This is a genomic window from Pseudovibrio sp. JE062 (assembly GCF_000156235.1).
GTDB lineage: Bacteria > Pseudomonadota > Alphaproteobacteria > Rhizobiales > Stappiaceae > Pseudovibrio.
The window spans coordinates 257,809-279,341 of record NZ_DS996809.1; the positions used below are offsets into that span (position 1 = coordinate 257,809).

General features: G+C 50.7%; 19 protein-coding genes. 7 read left to right on the plus strand and 12 right to left on the minus strand.

The features are described from left to right. Entirely contained in the window at positions 1–1,656 is a 1,656-nt protein-coding gene (gene ccoN / locus PJE062_RS13610; RefSeq protein WP_008549666.1) for a cytochrome-c oxidase, cbb3-type subunit I, read from the minus strand. A gap of 359 nt (positions 1,657–2,015) precedes the next feature. Beyond that, on the minus strand, positions 2,016–3,119 hold the full coding sequence (locus tag PJE062_RS13615) for an AbrB family transcriptional regulator (protein ID WP_008549873.1): 1,104 nt from the start codon (positions 3,117–3,119) through the stop codon (positions 2,016–2,018). Between the two features lie 216 nt (positions 3,120–3,335). On the opposite strand from PJE062_RS13615, the gene hemN reads away from it, so the two are divergent. Then, a complete protein-coding gene (gene hemN / locus PJE062_RS13620) occupies positions 3,336–4,685 on the plus strand; it encodes an oxygen-independent coproporphyrinogen III oxidase (protein WP_008549883.1) in 1,350 nt (449 codons plus the stop codon). A 156-nt stretch (positions 4,686–4,841) separates the two neighbouring features. Here hemN and PJE062_RS13625 read toward each other — a convergent pair whose 3' ends face one another. From PJE062_RS13625 to PJE062_RS13645, 5 genes are all read right to left on the minus strand, one after another. Beyond that, positions 4,842–5,561 carry a Crp/Fnr family transcriptional regulator gene (locus PJE062_RS13625; RefSeq protein WP_008549988.1) on the minus strand — a complete coding sequence of 240 codons (720 nt, stop codon included), beginning with the start codon at positions 5,559–5,561 and terminating at the stop codon, positions 4,842–4,844. 235 nt (positions 5,562–5,796) lie between these two features. Continuing rightward, positions 5,797–6,132, minus strand: a complete 336-nt coding sequence (locus PJE062_RS13630; protein WP_008549773.1) for a response regulator — start codon at positions 6,130–6,132, stop codon at positions 5,797–5,799. Positions 6,133–6,305: 173 nt separating this feature from the next. Beyond that, the gene (locus tag PJE062_RS13635) at positions 6,306–6,908 is read right to left on the minus strand and encodes a response regulator transcription factor (RefSeq protein ID WP_014284474.1); all 603 of its coding nucleotides are present in this window, start codon (positions 6,906–6,908) and stop codon (positions 6,306–6,308) included. A 52-nt stretch (positions 6,909–6,960) separates the two neighbouring features. Beyond that, complete coding sequence (locus tag PJE062_RS13640; RefSeq protein ID WP_008549791.1) at positions 6,961–8,067, minus strand: nitrogen regulation protein NR(II); 1,107 nt, start codon at positions 8,065–8,067, stop codon at positions 6,961–6,963. A gap of 534 nt (positions 8,068–8,601) precedes the next feature. Beyond that, positions 8,602–9,087, minus strand: coding sequence for a hypothetical protein (locus PJE062_RS13645; protein ID WP_208982308.1), 486 nt, complete (start codon positions 9,085–9,087; stop codon positions 8,602–8,604). Between the two features lie 400 nt (positions 9,088–9,487). On the opposite strand from PJE062_RS13645, the gene PJE062_RS13650 reads away from it, so the two are divergent. After that, complete coding sequence (locus tag PJE062_RS13650; RefSeq protein ID WP_208982309.1) at positions 9,488–13,021, plus strand: PAS domain-containing hybrid sensor histidine kinase/response regulator; 3,534 nt, start codon at positions 9,488–9,490, stop codon at positions 13,019–13,021. 81 nt (positions 13,022–13,102) lie between these two features. Here the strand turns inward: PJE062_RS13650 and PJE062_RS13655 are convergent, their stop codons facing one another. Beyond that, positions 13,103–13,777, minus strand: a complete 675-nt coding sequence (locus PJE062_RS13655; RefSeq protein WP_014284470.1) for a response regulator transcription factor — start codon at positions 13,775–13,777, stop codon at positions 13,103–13,105. Positions 13,778–14,249: 472 nt separating this feature from the next. Between PJE062_RS13655 and PJE062_RS13660 the strand changes: the two genes are divergently transcribed. From PJE062_RS13660 to PJE062_RS13670, 3 genes are all read left to right on the plus strand, one after another. After that, on the plus strand, positions 14,250–14,546 hold the full coding sequence (locus tag PJE062_RS13660) for a hypothetical protein (protein WP_008549912.1): 297 nt from the start codon (positions 14,250–14,252) through the stop codon (positions 14,544–14,546). Beyond that, positions 14,543–16,255 (plus strand): sodium:solute symporter, encoded by a 1,713-nt coding sequence (locus tag PJE062_RS13665; protein WP_008549569.1) that lies wholly within the window; start codon positions 14,543–14,545, stop codon positions 16,253–16,255. Before PJE062_RS13660 ends, PJE062_RS13665 begins: the two co-directional genes overlap by 4 nt. 147 nt (positions 16,256–16,402) lie before the next feature. Beyond that, complete coding sequence (locus PJE062_RS13670; RefSeq protein WP_008549898.1) at positions 16,403–16,765, plus strand: hypothetical protein; 363 nt, start codon at positions 16,403–16,405, stop codon at positions 16,763–16,765. Between the two features lie 13 nt (positions 16,766–16,778). On the opposite strand, the gene PJE062_RS13675 is transcribed toward PJE062_RS13670, so the two are convergent. After that, positions 16,779–17,183, minus strand: a complete 405-nt coding sequence (locus tag PJE062_RS13675; protein ID WP_157039176.1) for a secondary thiamine-phosphate synthase enzyme YjbQ — start codon at positions 17,181–17,183, stop codon at positions 16,779–16,781. 204 nt (positions 17,184–17,387) lie between these two features. Here PJE062_RS13675 and PJE062_RS13680 point away from each other — a divergent pair, with 204 nt between their 5' ends. Both PJE062_RS13680 and PJE062_RS13685 read left to right on the plus strand, forming a co-directional pair. Then, entirely contained in the window at positions 17,388–18,353 is a 966-nt protein-coding gene (locus PJE062_RS13680) for an alpha/beta hydrolase (protein ID WP_008549917.1), read from the plus strand. A gap of 69 nt (positions 18,354–18,422) precedes the next feature. Next, positions 18,423–19,292 carry a thioesterase family protein gene (locus PJE062_RS13685; RefSeq protein WP_008549971.1) on the plus strand — a complete coding sequence of 290 codons (870 nt, stop codon included), beginning with the start codon at positions 18,423–18,425 and terminating at the stop codon, positions 19,290–19,292. Positions 19,293–19,351: 59 nt separating this feature from the next. Here PJE062_RS13685 and PJE062_RS13690 read toward each other — a convergent pair whose 3' ends face one another. From PJE062_RS13690 to PJE062_RS13700, 3 genes are all read right to left on the minus strand, one after another. Then, positions 19,352–19,876, minus strand: a complete 525-nt coding sequence (locus PJE062_RS13690) for a hypothetical protein (RefSeq protein WP_008549711.1) — start codon at positions 19,874–19,876, stop codon at positions 19,352–19,354. A gap of 143 nt (positions 19,877–20,019) precedes the next feature. Beyond that, positions 20,020–20,643, minus strand: a complete 624-nt coding sequence (locus PJE062_RS13695) for a 2-hydroxychromene-2-carboxylate isomerase (RefSeq protein ID WP_008549689.1) — start codon at positions 20,641–20,643, stop codon at positions 20,020–20,022. Between the two features lie 259 nt (positions 20,644–20,902). Next, the gene (locus PJE062_RS13700; RefSeq protein ID WP_008549914.1) at positions 20,903–21,295 is read right to left on the minus strand and encodes a DUF4440 domain-containing protein; all 393 of its coding nucleotides are present in this window, start codon (positions 21,293–21,295) and stop codon (positions 20,903–20,905) included. Positions 21,296–21,533 lie beyond the last annotated feature (238 nt).

The following is a 21,533-nucleotide window of genomic DNA, read 5'->3' on the forward strand; positions in this document are numbered from 1 at the left end:
TTATTCCGCTGGCGCCATTGCAGGCTGGCCTGCAGCTTCGGTTTCAACTTCTTCGCCTGCACGGACTGTCATCACGAGGTTGTAAACCATGATGAGAGCACCAGAGAGGAAGAGAAGACCACCGAATGCACGCATGACGTAGAACGGATACATCGCATCCACTGTTTCGATGAAGGAGTACTCAAGGAAGCCCAGCTCATCGTAGGCACGCCACATCAGGCCCTGCATGATACCGGATACCCACATAGAGCAGATGTAGAACACGATGCCCAGAGTAGAGATCCAGAAGTGCCAGTTAACGAGACGCAGAGAGTACAGAGCCTTCTTGTTGTAGAGCCAAGGAACCAGGCAATACAGAGCACCGAAGGAGATGTAGCCAACCCAGCCGAGCGCACCAGCGTGTACGTGACCAACAGTCCAGTCAGTGTAGTGTGACAGGCCGTTCACAGCGCGGATGGACATGAGAGGACCTTCGAAGGTCGCCATGCCGTAGAACGCTACAGACACAACCATCATACGCAGAACAGGGTCAGTACGCAGCTTGTCCCAAGCACCGGACAGGGTCATCAGACCGTTGATCATACCACCCCAGGACGGCATCCAGAGGATGATGGAGAAGGTCATACCAAGAGTAGACGCCCACTGTGGCAGTGAGGTGTAGTGCAAGTGGTGAGGACCAGCCCAGATGTACAGGAAGATCAGTGCCCAGAAGTGAACGATGGACAGACGGTAAGAGTATACCGGACGCTCAGCACGCTTCGGAATGAAGTAGTACATGATCGCCAGGAAGCCAGCTGTCAGGAAGAAGCCCACTGCGTTGTGGCCGTACCACCACTGAACCATCGCATCCTGAACACCAGCCCAAACGATGTAAGACTTAGTGGAGTAGATGCTTACTGGCAGGGATGCGTTGTTGAACAGGTGCAGAACTGCAATTGTTACGATGAACGCAAGGTAGAACCAGTTCGCCACATAGATGTGGGACTCTTTACGACGCCAGATGGAGCCGAGGAAGGTGAGCAGATAGCCGACCCAAACGATGGTCAGCAGCCAGTCTGCATACCACTCTGGCTCAGCGTATTCTTTACCCTGAGTTACGCCGAGGAGGTAACCGGTACCTGCAACAACGATAAAGAGGTTGTAACCGAGGACTACAAACCATGGGGCGATTGTACCAGGCAAACGGGCCTGACAGGTGCGCTGCACAACGTAGAATGAAGACGCGATAAGAACGTTACCGCCGAATGCAAAAATAACAGCTGAAGTATGCAGCGGACGAAGACGCCCGAAATTGATCCATGGTAGGTCAAAGTTCAAAGCTGGGAATGCCAGCTGAGATGCAATGATCACACCTACCAGGAAGCCCGCGATACCCCAGAAAACAGATGCCCACGTTGCAAATTTAACAGGAGCCATATTGTAGTTTGGCTTACCGTTAATTTCCAGCGGTGCAGGCGTGTTGTTTCCGTCGAAGTATCGGCGAAAAATGAAGAAAATACCGGCCAATGATGCTAGTGCAATCAATGCGGTATGAAATGCCAAGACCTGATCCCAGGTTTTCCCTGCAATGACCAGACAGAAAATCGCTACCGCGAGAAGAAGGAGGGAAAATCCGCCTTCCTCGAGCGACAGATATCTGACTTTCCGCTCACCCATGATGTTCGCCCCATATAAAGTAAACAAGTTCGTCCAGATAGGACTACCTGACCGTAGTTCTATGGGTGGCAAATTGCCCCGCCCTTGATACATGTCAAAAAGAACTCGAACAAAAAAAATAAAATTACTCTAATTCGCAAGTACACCCCTTATTTTGGGGTTTTCGTCATATATTACATATAATTAGCCCAAGATGCGTTGTTTTGGCGCAGCTTGAAGCGTGTTTTGGCGAGCTCGGTATAAATTAGCGTATTTTGATAGGTAAATCAGCGTAGGCACGCATACATAGAATCATGGTGAGCTGGATAAGTTCCTCGCGATATTCTGCAGCGCACAAAAGCACCGCTGCGATATGCGTCTTAGGTCGCACTCTGCGCCCTCGCCTCATCTGCCTGACCAGCAGAAACAGGCCCCAGTACATATCTTGTGACGATCGGCATGAAGGCCAGAAGGCCCATGAAGCGGGCCAACTGATGGGTGGCCACAAACACCGGATCTATATCCAGTAGGATCGAGATGAGAAGCATGGCCTCCATGCCACCGGGTGCAAAAGACAGAAAGACCTTATCGAAGGAGATCTCGAGGGCCCAAGAGGTGACTACAGCTCCACCCAAAGCGACTGAGAGGCTGATAGCGAACACGACAAGAGAGGTGCCGAGCATTGGCTTTAAGGTGTTGCGATCCATTTTGCCGATGTAGAGGCCAACATTGGTGCCCATTAGTATATAGCAGGGCGTCGCTAGCCATACCGGAAGCGCGAACTCTAGCATACCCGTTGAGTTGAGAGCGGCACTGGCGAAAAAGGCACCGGTCAGCATTCCCGCTGGCGCTTTTAGCTTGAGAGCAGCATACCCGCAGACTGCGCAGATCAGCACTGCGAGGACAAGATAGAGCCCATCTCTCAGGCTCATTGCATCATTCGCCTCCGTGAAGATAACCTCTTTGCCCCCAACGACACTGGAGATGATCAGAGGTAGGACTGCGATCAGGAGAAAAAGGCGCACGAGTTGGACGATCATGATGCGATCCATAGGCGCTCCCCTCTCCTGTGCGAGAGCGGCAGTCATTCCTAACGCACCGGGCAGACCTGCAAAGAAGGCTTCATCCCGACCCCACCTACATTTCTTATAGGTGTAGAGGTAAACGCAGGACGTAATGCCACTCACAACAGCGACTAGCGCCAACATGGAGAGCGGCCATAAGGCAGCCCCCGCCCAGAAGTCAGGTGAGACAGCAGATCCCATTGCAGCACCGATGAAGATTAAGTTCGTAGAGATCAGGCCGCTTGGGAATGTGAAGCTATTATCTTTGAGCAAGGGAAGAGAAATAGATTTGGCGAGAACGACTGTTACCATCGGTCCGGCAAGAAAACCGGCAGGAAGTGACAGCGCTTCAAACGCAGCAGCTCCCGCTCCGCCGAGCGCCAAAACACCTAGTAATGTCAGAATGTCGTTTTTACTCACTAGCTTACCTCTCAGCGTGGGTCATTACAGAAGAGGTACAAAGCGAAATTCATATGATCAATCTTGATTCAATCAATCAATATATCATTTCAATCATAGAGTTTAGAACTGTTCGCAAACAGCTGCGAATTGCTTGAAGGGACTTGAGTTTTTTAAAAACTCAGTGATGTTGACAGGGATCAAAGTTCAATTAGTCCATTTGCGTATGGTAGCGTCATGACCGATCTAGAGCAAAAATATGCGTCTTTGAACGTACCTCGTTATACCTCCTACCCAACTGCCCCTCACTTCAGTGAAGCAGTGACGCCATCTCTTTATGGAGAATGGCTGGAGAGTATTCCTCGTGACACCCCACTGTCGCTGTATCTGCACGTGCCGTTTTGTCAGGAAATGTGCCATTACTGCGGATGTAACACCAAGGCGACGCGCAAGATGGCGCCGGTGCTTGCGTATGTGGAGTTGATGCTCAAAGAGATTGACCTTGTGCTGAAGCGTTTGGGCACAGGTCGTGAGGTTCACCATATCCATTGGGGTGGCGGCACACCAAGCCTTGTCCCTCGTGAAGCTTTTCTGAAGATCGTCGACAAGCTGAAAGCCAACTTTGTCTTCTCAGAGGATATTGAGCACGCAATCGAACTCGACCCAAGAACAGTTGGCGACTATCTGGCTGAAACCCTCAAGATGGCTGGCATCACACGCACCAGTCTGGGTGTTCAGGACTTCGATGAAGACGTCCAGAAACAGATCGGTCGTATCCAGCCTTACAACACAGTGAAGAAGGCCGTGACTGCCCTTCGCAATGTTGGGCTGCACGATATCAACTTCGACCTGATGTATGGTCTGCCGGGACAGTCTGAAAAGACGATCCGCGAGACAGTTGAATACACCAAGGAACTTGCACCTGGCCGTGTTGCTCTGTTCGGTTATGCGCACGTTCCGTGGTTCAAGAAGCACCAGCAGCTGATTAAAGAAGAGAACCTGCCGGGTGCAAATGAACGCATCCGCCTTTCTGACGTTTCCCGCGATGCACTCGTTGAAGCTGGCTATGAAGTGATCGGTCTGGACCACTTTGCTCTGCCAACTGACGAAATGGCAATTGCCTTGAAAGAAGGCCGTCTGCGCCGTAACTTCCAAGGCTATACAACAGATACTGCTGACACTCTGATCGGTTTTGGCTGCAGCTCCATTGGCTTCCTGCCACAGGGCTACATTCAGACAACTCCATCTGCTCGCGAATGGGAGCGTATGGTGGTTGATGATGTTCTGCCGATCAAGAAAGGCATTGCTGTCGACAAGGTAGATCTGTGCCGCGCAGAGATCATTATGCAGCTGATGACCTACTATGAGGTTGATTACGCAGCTACCGCTGAAAAGCATGGCCTGCCAGTTAGCGAGTTCGCCAGCATCCCAGCGGACATGCAGGAGATGATTGCAGACGGTGTGGCAACGTTGGAAGGCACTGTTGTGACTGTGACAGATGCAGGCCGACGGTATGTACGCGTGGTTGCTGCCGCGTTTGACACTTACCTAGCCACCCAGCAGGCACGGCACTCTGTCGCAGTTTAAAAGCGACGACATACCAGAATGAAAGAAGCGGCCTTCACGGGCCGCTTTTCTTTTATGCAGAGATGCTGACAACAAAAAAGGCGCTGAGAGTGCAGCGCCTGTTTCCTTATCTTATTATCGACGCTCTATGGTGAGCGCCCTGCACCTAAGCTCAGCTTAGTGCATACCGGTCAGCTGACAGATGCCACAGATGTTGGTGATGTGGATGCTGTCCTGCTTTTCGACTTTGATCAAACCACGACGCTTCAGCTGAGAAATCACGCGGCTCACGGTTTCGATGGTCAGACCAAGGTAATCTGCAATCTCCTGACGGGTCATGGACAGAGCAACGGTTTTGGTATCTGGCTTACCTTCTTCATTTGGGCCTGTGCAGCCGTGTCCACCACGGTTTGGCACCAAGCTCATCAGGAAGGTAGAAACACGCTCCAGTGCGGACTTACGGCCCAGCAGAACGGTATGCTCGTGGAGGATTTCCATCTGAGAGAGCAGACAACGGTTTACGTAGTGCTGCATCATCGGAGAAGTAGAGATCTCACGGCTTTCAAAGACCTGAAGCTCAACTTCGGTCAGAGCTTCTGCGGTGCAATCAAAGAAGTCGCGGTTGGAGAAACCGAGCATATCCCCTTCGCGCAGAATGTAGACCACCTGGCGGCGACCATCCGGAAGTAGTTTGTAGAGCATCATCACTCCACGAACGACTTCATAGAGGCGCTCTGCCTTGTCACCTTCATAGAAAAGTACATCGTGCGCGGACAAGCGCTGCTTACGACCCAAGTGCTTTTCCATTACTTCTGGCTGCCTGAAGTTTTCCTGACAACCGTTGAATGGTGCCTGGCCATCAAGGTCGCTAAGCTTTGTCAATGTGGCCGATACCATAATCCCTCCTCGCGGATACCTCCGCAAACATCGTGCCTGGGCAAGTAGCGAGAACTATTCGTTTATTCTCTAAATGCCTCTTGGCCATGACAAGCATCCGTCATTGCTTGCCTGACCTGTTGATGCAGATTTACTGATTAGAATGCAACGTCTAAATACGCATTAAAACTTATGGAGCAGGTTCATATTTCAGTAATTTGATCTGAAACAAATGAATTTTTGCGTTAGATCAAGTTTACACGTAATCCAATAAATCCTGTTCTTTCAATGGCTTACGAACAACTGGCGTTGAGCTAATTTTTGGCAGTTCCCGCGTGATCTTCCAAAGTGGCTGACCGCTGATTGCGACAATTTGTGGCGCCTCATCCAAAGCGGCAACCTTCTCAATCAGGTCAGATCCAGCGAGTCCAGGCAGGTGCAGGTCAACGAAAACGGTGTCATCTACACGCGGTGATGCATCTGAGAGAAACGATTCTCCGTCTGCAAACGCGGTGCATGTGAGATCAAGGCTCTCAAACATTTCCGCAATTGCATCGCGTACAGATACATCATCTTCAACGATATAGATCACAACAAACCCCAGCGTTGTTCTCGTAGCTCGAGAGACAAAGCACAATAGGTGCAGCACTTTGTCTCACCAGCCACCATAAACAAGCGCCGGGGTCTTGTAATGCGTAGTAACACGCGGGAATAACAAGATTGGCCGAAAGTATAGCCGGTCATTCCCTATTAGTTTGCGCTACATCAAGCAGCTGGAGGCTCACCAGTCAGGACGATGCGAACGAGGTCCGCAGCATTACGTGCACCAAGTTTTTCCATGATGCGCGCACGATGAACTTCAACAGTACGTGGAGAAATCTTGAGGTTTCTGCCAGCTTCCTTGTTGGAAGATCCTGCTGTGATTTCGGTCAGAACCTGACGCTCACGAGGTGTCAGAGTTTCTGCACCCGGGAAGGTCATTGTGTTCGCACCACTCGCCTGTGCAGTTCTGGAAACTGCTTCACGAACGCGAGAGATGATGGATTCTACGTCGAATGGCTTTTCAATAAAGTCGTAGGCGCCAGACTTGATCGCCTCAACAGCCATTGGAATATCGCCCTGACCGGAAATAATAAAGATCGGTGCTGGGAAGTTCTCGCCGTTCAGGCTTTTCAGAATATCAATACCTGACCGTCCTGGCATATGAACATCAAGAAGTACGCAGTTTGGCGTCTCTTCTTCTACCCCACCAAGAAACTCTTCAGCGTTCGCAAAGGATTTTACGCGAAACCCTTCTGTTTCAAACAGTAGAGAAAGCGCGTCGCGAACCGCTGGGTCATCGTCAACAATATGGATCACAGACGGCATTGTCATGATTGCTCAGGTCCTTATTCTTGTTGTTCTAAACAACAGCTTCAGCTCAGCTCGTTGCTTTTGAGTTTACCGGGAGCCGCAAAGTGAAGGTTGCACCTTTACCTTCCTCATATGGTTCTACAAGTAAATCGCCACCATGGTTTTGGGCTATACTACGAGAAATCGCAAGTCCAATACCCAAACCGCGCCGCTTTGTCCCAGTAAAGGCCTTGAAAAGGTGCGACACTGCTTCCTCATCCAGGCCTGGTCCAGTATCCGTAACCTTAACAAACACATTGTCCTCGTCGCGTTCGACAGAGACAACTACTTGCTTAACAGGCTGATCCTTTACGGCTTCCCCTGCATTTCGGATCAAGTTTACAAGAATCTGTTGTATTTGTACGGAGTCCAACTCAAGCTGGTAATCGTAGTCCACGAAAGTAGAGATGAACTCGACATCATCAGCTTCATGGCCCACACGAACCAACTCAAGACAATCATCAATCAGTGTTGCCAGCCCGGTTCCGATGCATTGCGGAGCCTGCCGTTCAACAAAGTTACGCATGCGCTGGATGATCTGCCCAGCCCGCTCCGCTTCAACGACTGCCTTATCCATCAAGCTGATCATGGCATCATCTGGCTGCTCTGCTGCGCGTGCTCTGCGAGCGGCGGTTTGCAGATAGAGCATCAGAGCAGTGAGAGGCTGGTTGACTTCGTGCGCAATTGCAGCGCCCATTTCATCGAGGGCATTCACACGGGTCATCGTCACCAGGTTGGACTGAAGCACGCGAAGGCGTTCTTCATATTCTTTCGTGGCGCGAAGATCCTTCAGAACACCAATGAACTGGTGCCCACTTTCCGTCTGCGCTTCGCCAACAGAGAGCTCTATTGGAATTTCGGTGCCGTTCTTATGGCGCCCGACAACTTCACGACCAATACCAACAACCTTCGCATCACCGGATTTCAGGTAATTCTGGATGTACTGGTCATGCTGTTCAGCAACGGCGCTCGGCATCAGCGTATTGACATTCTTGCCAACCACTTCGGCGCTCTTGTAGCCAAACATGTTCTCGCAAGCACGGTTGTAGATCAGGATCGTTCCGTTATCATCAATGACAATGATGCCATTAACGGCTGTATCCAGAACACTGTGCAAGCATGAAGAGGAGACCATAGTAGTTTCCTAGTTGTTGTAAGCGTACCCGCACGCTTATCTAAACGGGTATCTAGATGGGTATTTTGACTAATCAGCTATCCCATGGCCTAAGCTAGGTCAATCACCTAGCCTGCGACTGATTTAACGATTAATTCCCTTAAATTTGTTGATATATTAAGTAGGAGACATGCGTTCTCTAAACCTAGGCGTGCAAACTTAGAGCTGTAAGAGGTCTCAAACACAGCATGCATGCCTACCGATTGGCCTTACAAGCGCTACAAAACCCTGAGAACCCTTAGGTTAGTTTACGGAAAATATTATTTTACAATTCTCAGGTGCTCGCGCAAAATCATTGCCAAATTTGGAATAAGACTAAATAGAGTAAACCAAAAGTAGTAAGCGTGTTCACCTATACGGCGCGTATATGTCGCAGGATATATCTTCCCCAAAGCCTAGGTTTTCCACCGATGCAGGCGGTTTTCATTCCAAAACACACGGTATCGAAGGTAGTAGTTTGAGTCGTCAGCGCTGTTTGAAATAATATTTCGCTGATCATAAATCAGGATCTGGAGAGCGCATCTGGTGGTTTTTCGCCAGTTCTGAAAGTGCCTTGCAGTTTGCGCGGATAGAAAACTCATGTTGCAGCTGTAGCAGGTTCAAACGCAAACCATTCAGCAGCAGCAGCTCATCATGACCATGCAGCCGTTTATGGATCGGAAGACTGCAGAAAACCTTCGAAACATGCATTGCTGCAATGTCCGCAACGTTTCTGGAAGGCACTAGGGCGTCTGTTCGCATTTTGGTTTGCATGTTGAGTGCTGCCGCATTCCACTCCTGCGATGAGCAAGCCGAGACTTCCTGATGCTCCACGATGATCTCTTTGAGCAACTGCCCAATCATTCCAGCCAAATCCTGCGGATCTATTCTGGTTTTCTGGCGCAGCACGATGAGTGCCATCTCACCAACCAGTTCGACAGTGATTGAAAACGAGTTCCAGCGGGAACTTTCCAAGGCTTGTTGGAACTCTTCCTCGTCCAACAAAGCTTTCCAATGAACACCGGCACGAGAACGTGAATATTCCTGAACATTCTTATGTGTGAGGTAGGCCGCACTGCGCCCTAAATACCCCTTTAATTTATCGAGGGTATCAAGGTCGGATCTATAAAAGAAGAACGCGTAAAGGCGCTTCAGCCAGCTTGGATTATCGAGAGAAACTTTCTCAATATTTTCAAAGGCCCCTTGCCTGTTCTCTTTTGTAGAATTGCGTTGTTGTCCCAACTCATAGCCTTTCGTCGAGGTCAGAAAATTCTACAGTTACAAAGACGCAATAACTCGTATTGAACTCTTGCCTTTCGCAAAAGATCGGTCAACTGTGCAATATTGAGAGACAAAAAACATTTAATGGAAGTAACGGACGCACCAGTCCGGCGGGGGAAGCATGCTTCAAGGTTGGATCGTAGTCCTTGTCGCTTTGGCATACATACTGCTCTTATTTGTTATCGCGAGCTACGGTGACAAAGTCGCAAAAACCCGCGTTAAGAAGACCAGAGGGCGGCCACTGATCTATGCCCTCTCGCTGTCGGTCTACTGTACATCATGGACATTTTTTGGATCCGTCGGATCTGCTTCCCGAAATGGTTTCGAGTTTATTGCCATCTACCTCGGCCCCATTTTGATGTTTGCCTTCGGGTACCCGTTGATCCTGCGGGTCATCCAGCTGGCAAAGGCGGAGAAGATCACTTCCGTTGCTGACTTCATCGCTGCTCGTTATGGCAAGAACCCGATGGTTGGTGCGATCGTTACGCTGATCGCCTTCATCGGCATGATCCCCTACATCGCGTTGCAGCTGAAAGCACTGGACCTTTCTGTGGGCACCATAGTGCTACACCCATTGCTTTCGCTGGATGATGCTGAGATCTCCATCTTTGGCGATGAGACACTGATGATCGCCATCTTCATGGCGGTGTTCACCTGGTTGTTTGGTACCCGCCATATTGATGCGACTGAACACCAGGAAGGCCTGATGCTTTCCATTGCGACAGAAGCGGTCGTTAAGTTGGTGGCTTTCCTTGCAATTGGTATTTGGGTCACCTTCATGCTCTTTGATGGCCCATGGGATCTGCTGCACGCTTCTTTTGCCAACACCAACAGCTCTCAGGATCTGTTCACGAACATCAATGCCAGCAAGTGGGCGGTGATCACGCTGCTCTCTTTATTCTCTATAGTTCTGCTGCCGCGCCAGTTCCATGTGACGGTGACTGAATACAACAGCGAAGCGGAATTGAAGCGGGCAACGTGGCTGTTTCCAAGCTACCTGATCGCCATCAACCTGTTTGTTGTTCCTATCGCTCTTGCTGGCCTGACCATTCTGGGCAACACAGTTGATCCGGACATGTTCGTGCTGGCTCTGCCTCGTGCATATGATGCTGACTGGCTGACCTTGCTTGTGTTCATTGGTGGTCTGTCAGCTGCAACGGCCATGGTGATTGTAACCACAGTTGCACTGTCGATTATGGTTTCCAACGATCTGGTGATGCCGATCATTCTAAGGCGGCGCAGTGAAGATGAGATCATCTCCACCTCTGGTGAGGATATGAGCCAGTTGGTGCTGGGCATTCGGCGTATGTCCATCTTCCTCGTCATTCTTGGAAGCTATGTCTACTACCGCGTTGCCGGTGACAGTGCTGCTCTTTCCAGCATTGGTTTGCTTTCATTCGCAGCCATCGCGCAGTTTGCGCCTTCTTTCATTGGTGGACTGATCTGGCGCAGAGCAAATGCGCGTGGAGCAATTGCGAGCATGATCGCTGGCTTCACAGTTTGGTTTTACACCTTGCTGCTGCCGGTGTTTGCTCGGGAGAACATCTTTGGCGCTGCCATTTTGAACAATGGACCGTTTGGTATAGAGATCCTCAAACCTGAAGCGCTGCTTTATCTGGATGTAGATCCATTCGTTCACGGTGTGCTGTGGAGCCTTGTCGCTGGTCTTGTATTTTATGTGGTCTTCTCTCTGACCCGTCAGCCAACCGCCATTGAGCGCATTCAGGCGAATACTTTTGTGCCAACCGGCATCACACAGGCCCCTGCCCTGCGGAAGCTACGCACGACTATCACTGTTGGTGACCTTCAGGCGACTATCTCCCGCTATGTGGGCGAAGAACGGACGCAGCGCTCCTTTGATACATACGCCGCTGAACACCGCATCACGATCGACAGTAAAGAAGAAGCGGATGCTGTCATTCTTAGGTTCTCCGAGCAGTTGCTGGCCAGTGCGATTGGGTCTGCCTCTGCCCGCCTTGTCTTGTCCTTGCTGCTTAAACGCCGTGATCCGGGCACTCAGGAAGCGATCAAACTGCTCGATGATGCGACTGAAGCCATTCAATATAACCGTGACCTTCTCCAGATCGCACTAGATCAGGTGCGTCAGGGTATCTCCGTTTATGACAAGGATCTCCGCCTGATCTGCTGGAACCGGCAGTATCGTGAGATGCTTATGTTGCCAGCCAAATTTGGGCAAGTGGGCACCTCGCTTGAGGAAATGATCCGGCATATCGCCGAGGCTGGAGAGTTTGGGGACGGTGATGTCGATGAAATTGTCGGCCTGCGCATGCACAACTTCATCAACCGGCAGGAGACCTATCAGGAGCATCTGGTCAGTGCTGGTACCGTTCTGGAAGTTCGGACAAGCCCAATGCCCTACGGCGGCTTGGTGACCAGCTACACGGACATCACAGAGCGCGTGTTGGCGGAAGAAGCTCTAGCACGGGCAAATGAGAACCTGGAGCAGCGCGTTCGGGATCGTACCGAAGAGCTGACCAAGGTGAATGAGCAGTTGGAAGCAGCCAAGAAAACTGCGGAGCTGGCCTATCAGGATAAAACTCGCTTCCTCGCTTCTGCCAGCCACGACATTCTGCAACCGCTCAATGCTGCACGGCTTTACTCTTCGACCCTCACTGATCGGTTTACAGATGGTGATCCAGAAGACCGGAAACTGGTCAGCAATATTGAGGCCTCTCTTGAGTCCGTGGAAGAGATCATCGGTGCTGTGCTGGATATCTCGCGGCTTGATACGCGGGCGTTCAAACCAGAGATTTCGACTTTCCGTCTTGATGACATTCTCAATCCGCTGCGGGTCGAATTTACGCCAATTGCGAAAGAGAAGGGCCTGAAGCTCAAGATCAGAAGTACGGATGTCTGTGTCCGCTCTGATCGACGCCTGTTGCGTCGTTTGTTGCAGAACCTGATCTCCAACGGCTTGAAGTACTCCACGAAAGGTGGCGTAGTCGTTGGAGTTCGCAAGACCAAGAACAACATGGCCAACATCGAGGTCTATGACAGCGGCATCGGTATTCCGGAGAAACAGCAGGAGCTGATCTTTAAGGAATTCCGCCGTCTTGATGATGGTGCTCGCATTGCATCCGGCCTCGGCCTTGGCCTCTCTATTGTTGAGCGGATCAGCAAGGTGCTGGGTTTGAACGTTGCGCTCAAGTCACAAGATGGCAAAGGCTCCCGTTTCTCTGTCGCCATAAAAGAAGCAATGAGCGTACCGGTGGCTGAGAAGCAGGCACAGCCGCGGGCTATCGTCAGCCAGCTGGCCGGGCTCAATGTTCTGGCTATCGACAATGAACCGCAGATTCTGGAGGGCATGGAGTCCTTGCTGCGTACGTGGAAGTGTAACGTGGTTACGGCTCCGAATGCGCAAGAAGCAGCTAAGGTGATCTACTCCAGCAAAACACAGCCGGACATCATTTTGGCGGATTACCATCTGGATCAAGGCACCGGTATTGAAGCAGTGGTGCATTTGCGCTGGAAGTTTGGTGTCCACTTCCCTGCTATGCTGATCACAGCAGACAGAACAGCCGAGGTTCGCGCAGAAGCAACTGACAAGGATATGGAGATGATCCATAAGCCATTAAAACCTGCAGTGCTTCGAGCTCATCTAATGCGCTGTAAAGCGGCGCTTGGGGATAGCTGATCCGTGATCGTTTCTATCATTGGCTCAACAAAAAAGGCGCTCCGGGGAGCGCCTTTTTTCGTAATTCATATCAAAGCCTGATTAGCCAGCAATACTTTGCCACTGACCAGCTTCAATCTTCGCCGCTGCGATCACTGCCTGCGTACGGCTTTCAACGCCCAGCTTCTGCAAGATCGCAGAAACGTGTGCTTTGACAGTCGCTTCAGATACGGACAGTTCGTAGGCGATCTGCTTGTTAAGCAAACCTTGCGAAAGCATCATCAACACGCGCACCTGCTGCGGTGTCAGCGATGCAAGACGCTGAGCCATTTTGGTTGCTTCATCAACGGTGTTCAGGTCGATGTCCGGTGGAATCCAAACGCCTCCCTCCAGAACAACAGAAACACCATCCTGAATAACATCAATACCAAGTGACTTTGGAATATACCCGGACGCACCAAACTCAATGGCACTGCGAATTGTGGTCGGATCTTCTGTTCCTGAAACGACGACAATTGGCACACCCACATATTGAGCACGCAAGTACATTAAACCAGAGAACCCTCGCATGCCCGGCATGGACAGATCCAGAAGGATCATGTCTACGTCTTCCTCCCGATCGAGAGCTGCGGTAACTTCATCAAGGCTCCCAGCCTCAATAATCTTTACCGACGCGAATTGCTTCTCGATTGTTTGACGCATTGCACCACGGAACAGCGGGTGGTCATCAGCGATAATAAAGCGGTGGACCGCGTTGTGCACGCTGTGCTCCTCCATTTCTTGTCGTGGACTGTTTCCAATGGTCTTCGATCCGTCTCATCGAAATACGATCATCAGACATACAGTTTTCGACGCCTCAGGAGCATGAGCGAGAATTTCGCAGCTCTCCCAAAACGCCACGATAGATTTTTCACAACCAGTGAACTCCGCAGAGTCTCATTGATCGCAACCCCCTATACAAAAGCATTATGCGAAACAAGGAGGTGCTGGCAAGCATGAAGTTGATTGTTTTCACCCATCTCATGCACTTTTACGACAAAACAACCAGTAATCATTAAGATATTGCAAGAAGGCATGCACAGATCTCAATAGTTGCGCCCAAAGTATGGGTCGCAAATTGTCGATGTTTTTCTGCTTTCAGTGCTTCGAGGATTGGGGATTAGTATTAGGTAGTAGAATTTTAGTCTAGCGGTTCGCTTTGGGCACTGTAGAGTATGTATACGTTGAGTAAGCATTACTGGAGGTGGGAGTGCGTACACCAAATAGAGTCGCCTATTGGACCAAAACCCGTGCGCTCATGGCCGCAACCCTCACACTCTGGCTCATCTTCTTCTGTCTGGCGATTTACTACGGCGCTCCATCTTTGGGGCAAGGTGCATCTCAAGAGGCTTTGAATGGACTTTTTGGTTCTCTCTCAAACAGCTATGTGTGGGGATGCATCCTGTTTTTCGTCGCCAGCATTCTGATCTCCTGGTTCTGTGGTGCACAAGATCGGCTTGCTGAAGACAGCACCGGCGCTTCCAAACGTCCTGGAGGCAAGTCATGAGTCTTTCAAGTCTTGATCCTCACCCCTCGCAATACAAAGGCATTCCGCTTGCACTTTCCCTTTTTGCTCTGGCCCTGTTCCTGCTGACAGGTCTTCTCGCCGTGATGGAGAAGGCTGGTGTTGTCGTGGTGCTAATCGAAGCGTTTATGGCCCTGCTGCCTTTGCTGGTGTTTGCCATGGTTGGTATCCTTGCCAGAACCATGAAGCTCACTGAGTTTCACTGGGGTGGTAAAAATGTACCCGCAGGGCTGACCGGCATTACTTTGGCAGCTTGTTTTGTTGGTGGGAGTTTCTTTCCGCTCTTTCTCTCCCTGATTTTCTTGCCGGAATATGTGAGCTTTCCAATCATTCTCGGGTGGGTGAGCAGTCTGGTTCTGTGCGCGATCTTGTTTGCATCGCCGCTCAGAAAGTTTGGTTCTGCGACCATTCCTGAGTTTCTGGGTGTACGCTTGCAAAGCAATCTGGTTCGATTGGTTGCAAGTGGACTGCTTGTTCTGGTGGCTGTTCCTTTACTATGTGCTGAAATGCTTATCGGGGGCCAAGTGCTTGCCACCTCTCTTGGAGCAACAGCAACAACCGGCATTCTCCTCTTTGCAGCTGTGCTACTGATCTCAGTGGTCTTGGGTGGTGTTAGCGCCGCTGTGTGGACACAGGCACTTCAGGGCGTGCTGATGGTGTTTGCCTGCCTGTCCCCTGTCATCCTGCTTGTTCTGGATCAGCTCACCGCTCCTCTTGTGGCGGAGGGGGCTGAGTTTACGAGTGTCGTTGGAACATCGCTGAACACTCAACTCGCTGCAATTATTGACATAGAAAACACCAGTATTGGTTGGTTTTTGACCCAAGGCCCCTATGCAGGTGGCTTGTGGCCTCTGATCGGTACAGCGCTGTTCTTTGCTGTTGGAATGGCGAGCTTACCGCATCTGCTCAGCAAGTTTCAGGGTACGGAGAGCTCATCGGACTCGAGGAGAGCTGCCGGATATTCCCTTTCTTTCCTCCTTCTGCTGATGGTGATCGGCTCGGCCTACTTCCTGCTTTTGGCTGATGAACGGTTGCAAAGCCTGCTTGGTCCCAATGCGCTTGATCAAGGCAGTCAGAGCGGTCTGATCGCAGCTTTGATCCGATCTGGCATTGTCGCGGCGGCATTGGCAGCCAGTTCTGCGTTGCTGATGGCTCTGTCCACCAGCATCTCCAGAGATCTGATTGAAACCTTTGCTTTGCCAAAAGCTTCATTGAGCCAGAAAATCGTGCTGGCGCGCCTTGTGGTGCTGGGTGTCTGTGCCATTGTCACCTATCTTACGTACAGCCAAAGCCTACTCTTCCTGGATATGTTGGCTTTTGCGTTGTCACTTGCAGCCGCGACCTTCTTCCCGGTTCTGATCCTCTCATGCTGGTGGAGCCGCTTCCATGCGACCGCGGCTTACAGTGCAATGCTGGCAGGTAGTCTGGCGACTGTGCTTTATGCAATTGCAGTTAAGAGCGGATCGACAGGGTTCTGGTTTGGCTTCCCAGCGGAGATGGGCGGTTTGCTTGCTGCCTTCTTAAGTTTTGTGGTTGGCATTTCGCTTAGTTACGTCACTTTTTCTGAAGATGAACGCCATTTTCATCTGGCAAGTTTGCTTGAGCAACCAGATGAGCGAGATCTTACGATAGATATCCCTGACAATTCTGACGAGGATGAACCAGAAGAACTCATAGAGATTAAGACGTAATTTTCAGAAAGTTCTAATCAAACCATTACAACTACTAGAGGGCGTTTGCAGTCCATTTACGCCAATTCCAGTTTGCAACTTGCGATAAGTCGAATTCAATAGAGCTGCGTTTATAGTTTATCTCCAATAGAAGCCTAGGAGAAACCTATGGACGCTTTACAACGTGCTGCCCGTGCCAGCGTTGCCCGTATTTGCGGATTTTACTGCCTTGGCGTGCTTTTCATTATGGCTGCGCTCAGCTTTGATCCGGCCAGTTCATTTCGCGCAGGCGCCATGCTTGCAATCGCTTTGAGTGCTGCTCTTGTTTATAAAGCCTGGAACATGCCGTTCAACAAGAATGATGGCGATGATGCGTGGGCTCTGATCAAAAGCCAGGACAACAGCAGCCAAGACCCCAACAGACTGCACAGCGATGCATTGCGCACGGCCTACCATGAGTATTCCAAGCGCGCGATGGTGGTTGCTTTGGGGCTTTGGTTTGTCAGCGTTGTTGCCAGTTTCTCAGATTGATCTGAAACTGGGGTTATGAGCCATGATAATGCAGGGTCATTGAGCGTCTGTGTGGCGCTCTTCTATGCTCGATGAGATAAATACCCTGCCAGGTGCCCAGATCCAGATCCCCATCAACCACTGGAATTTGCAAGGAAACTCCGGTCAGCATGGTTTTGATGTGGGCGGGCATATCATCTGGGCCTTCATAGGAATGAAGCCAGCCACCATTCTCCGGAGCCACGTTTGCAAGGGCCTTTTGCAGGTCCTGCAAGACGGTTGGGTCGGCGTTTTCCTGTATGGTGACGGATGCAGAGGTGTGGCGGACAAACAAGGTGAGCAGGCCATCCTTGAGCTGGACGGACTTCGCCCACTCGCGGATCTCGTTGGTAACTTCATAAAAGCCGAGACCTTGTGTCATGAAGACCAGTCTTCCCATGGACTGGGAGAGTTGCGTCTGGCCGCTGTCAATGGTCCAGACTTCGCAGCTATTCTTTGTTTTCGACCAACCCGACATGCTGGAAACCCATCCCCTTATTATTAGTTAATTAAGATCGTGTCGTTGTCTTTGACGCGAGATTGCGCGACAACTTCTATAACAAACATATTGGCAACTGTTTATTGTCGATTCCGGAGAAACTACATGGCTGAGAATTTCGCCCCTCTGTCGATAAGTCAAGAGGCTGCCGCAGAAGCAAAGGCATTTAACAAGGAAATGACGGAGCAGCTGAGAGCGCTCCCTGATCAATGGAGTTTTCCCCCTTCTGTTACCCGTGAGCGCCGCCTGCAAGGGCTGGGCGCCTTTCCGATTCCCACCTACTCTGAGAATGCAGAGGAGCTGGAGATTGAAGGACCGCACGGGCCAATCTCACTGCGCTTGTTCAGAGCTGACGAAAATTCATCAAAGGGCGTTGTTGTTCATTTCCATGGTGGCGGATTTGTTTTTGGTTCAGCCGCTTTTCAGGATCCCTATCTTGAAGAGATGGCAAAAAACACAGGTTTAGACGTGGTTTCCGTTGAGTATCGGCTTGCACCGGAGTGTCCTTTTCCGCAGGGACCGGATGACTGTGAGGCAGCTTGTCATTGGATTTTGAATGAAGGGGCAAGCAGATTTGGATGGAGTAGCTTTGGCCTGACAGGAGAAAGTGCGGGAGCAACTCTGGCTCTGATAACCGCATTGCGACTGCGTGATAAACACGGTATGGTTCCCTTTAAAGCATTGGTTTTACTAGCAGGATGGTATGATATCGGCCTCACACCCTCTGCTCGTTTGTGGGGAAATGAAGTTCTATTTCCGACCACGCGTGATATGCGGATGTTTGGAAAGCACTTCTTGATGGGAGAGGAAAGCCCTGAAGATCCTCAGATTTCCCCGCTCTATGCCCGGCTGGAAGGAATGCCGCCGACGCTGTTAAGTGTAGGTACAGAAGATCCCCTACTGGATGATACTTGTTTTCTCGCGTCTAGGTTGAAATCGGCTGGAGTGGACGCCTCACTTGAGGTTTATCCCCATGGATGTCATGTTTTTCAAAGTTTTGATCTTGCTCTTGCCAAGCTGAGCACCCAAAGGATAGATAGTTTTTTTCGGACGAAATTCGGTTCGACCTGAGCTAATTGTTAATAATTAGTGGGGTATCGCAGTAGCGCTTATGGACCGAGGCTGCACAAAGGGTTGGATATGGCAAGCTTAGAAACACTTCTCTCGTTTGTGAATACATGGGAATGCGACGAGAACGACCATCTGAACGTGCAGTTTTACTTCTCCAAGTTTGAAGAAGCTGACCGTCAATTTAGAATGCTGACCGGATTTAGCGAAGCACTGGTTGGTGCACGCCGGGTTCGGCATGTGCGTTATCATGCAGAGTTGGTTGCTGCATCGTTGATTACAGTTAAGTCATACGTGGCTTTCGATGGTCCTCACATGCTCTCCGTTGTGCATGAAATGATTGAAGGCTCAACCGGGGAAATCTGCGCGACCGCGATTGACGGCTACACGCCAAACCCTTCCTCTGCAAAGCAGCTTCGTGCTCGCTTTAAAGATGTTGAAGAGAATATCTCCAAGCCAGCGGTTCCACGTGGTATCTCTCCTAGCCCATTTTCCGGGAAGCCGACCATTGATGATTTGCTGAAAAGCGGTGCGATGATTACTGGTCGCTCTACTGTTCTGCCGCGTCATCTGAACGCTGAGCAGAAAGCGGAAGATGCGTTTGCACTTTCTTGCTTCTCTGATGCTGCTGCCCATGTTTGGGAGCGGACGCCGATGAATACGGCGTGGCTGGATGAGAACGAATATGGCCGTGTTGCGCTGGAGCAGAAGCTTTCCTGGATCAGCCCGTTGAAGCTGGGTGATATGGTGCAGGTGATTTCTACGCTGACCAGCGTGCAGGAAAACACGTTTACAATCCGTCATCATTTGTTTGAAGCGCGGACTAAGCGACTGGCTGCGGTGTGTGATCAGGTGTCCATCAGCATGGACCTGAACAGCCGCAAGACTGTTCCGCTGACTGAAGATTTCCGCACTGCTTTGGTGGCATTGCAGAGCCAATAAGCTTTGTGATCAAGGAATTAGAAACCGCCTTCTTGTGAAGGCGGTTTTTTTATGCCCGCTCAGTTGGCAGAGCCGGATTGCTCATTTTTTTGGAAATCATCCTTCATTTCTTCGACAACAGAGAAGAAACGGCGCATGGCGTTTTCGGTGAACTCCAGCGCTTCATTGAGCTTTTGCTCTTCCTCTTTACCGAACCAACCTTCTTCCTGGGGTTTGGCGAGGGAGAGGTCGAGGCCGGCTTCGGGTTTGATAGCGGCGATGCTGGCGTCTTCGGTCAGGGTAGCAAGTGCTTCAGAGATGCGTCTAAGCTCCTGACGCATCTTGTCGTTTTCGGATTCCAGACGGGTAATTTCGTCCTCATAAACCTTGATGCCATCTATGGAGGGCTGACAGACAAGCTTGGCGCCTTTGTTGGAGCATAGGGAAACTATCCCCGTGCGGGTGTCGAGCCGCAGCAGTCCTTTATCCGTCTCCTGCATTTCGAAGCGAACGGGGACTTCCGGCTCACTTTCGGCAAATGCGCTTGGTGCACCCGTCGCGATTGCGAGGGCGAGTATTCCACTGGCCAGATAAGACTGTTTCACGACTTCTTCCCATCTCTGTTTCAAATCAATGAGTTAAGGTGTCAGATGCTTGCAGTGCTACACCTGCTGGCAGGTATGGCTTTCAGTTTAGCAGCAATCAGAGCGCCTTGACCATCCGATCAGACATAGGAGTGAAATGGGGACTACTCGAGGCTTTCGTAAGGGCCGCGACCACTTTTCAACGCATCTTCCAGAAGTTCGAGACGATCCTGTCCCCAAAATGGCTCGGAGTTGAGCAGATAGGTTGGGGAACCGACGGCATTTGCCTTTTCTGCCATGCGGGAGTTGACGGTGTAGGCTTCGAGCATATCAGCGGACTTGGCCCCTTCGAGTAAGTTATCCGCGTCAAGGCCAAGCTCTTTGAGGATGTCAGAGAGCACGTTCTCCCCGGCAGCATCAAGGTCTTTTTGCCAGACGGCTTCGAACACTTTCTGGGAATAAGCGCCAACCGGGCCGCCCTGCTCCTGCAACAGAATTGCGATGGCGTCTGCCAATGCGATGTCCGTTGGGAAATGGGCTGGCTTATAATTCATTGTCACGCCACGCTTTTCCGCCCAGCGCTGAAGCTCGATGAAGCGGTACTTCTGGCGGGCAGGATGACGCTTGCCCAGTGGCAGGCCACCGGTGAGCGGGAACAACACAGCAAGGTTGACCGGGCGAAAGGTCACGGTGACATCATACTTTTCCGCAATGCGCAGGAACTCCTGATGACCCAGAAATGCCCATGGTGACAGGTGCGTGTAAAAGTAATCGATCTGTGCTGTCATGATTGTTCCCCACTGTATACAGTCGAGCTTATCCTGTTGCAAAAAAAGCCGGATTTCAATGGGTAAGCCCTGCACAAGCGTTCACAAAAACGCGCATTACGTATGAGGCCTGCAAATATCCGTTTGCACACTCCTAATCCCGTTTGCGTTCTTTTGTGCGTTGGTTTGCGTTCTTTATGGTTTTGGTGCGTTCAAATGCAAAAAAGCCCCCAAACCTGAAGGATGGGAGCTTCATTCTTCATTCCTGAGAGGAATTCAATCAGGCAGGCTCGTTCACGATGCTTGCGATCTTCCACTGGCCTTCGATGTTGATGAGCAGGTAATGGCAGGTGAAATCGAAGATGGTTTCGCCTTCGTCATCTTCCTGCTGCCAATCGAGGCTGACGCTCGCGGTGGAACCGGAGATATGAGAGGACACCACTTCGTAGATGGAAGAGGTCACATAATGCTCGCGGTGCACTTCAAGGAGCGCTTCGATGTTCTCGCAGAGTTCGGCCTTGTCGTTGAAGACGTGGCCTTCTTCCAGCTGCCAGATCACGCATGGAAATGCGAAGCAATCTGCGATCTGCCCGGCGTCATAGTCCTCATAGGCATCTGCATAGCTATCAAACAACTCGGAGAGCATTAGTTCTGTTTCGTCCTGAACACTCATAGTGACTGCCCCTTTTCCCAGCTTATTGATGTGCCAGCATTTTTCACGTAGGTCGGGCTCTGGAGCCCGTTTTCCCTTATATGCCGTGGATAGGGCTTAGTTTGCCAGTCCTTTTTTCAGAAGGAAACAAAATTCATGGGTATTTTCCGCTTTTTATGCCGGTTTCCCAACCACATCACAGAATAAATCTCATGGTTTGACAGTCCTAAGTTGAGCAGGATCGATTTATCCCCCTCCC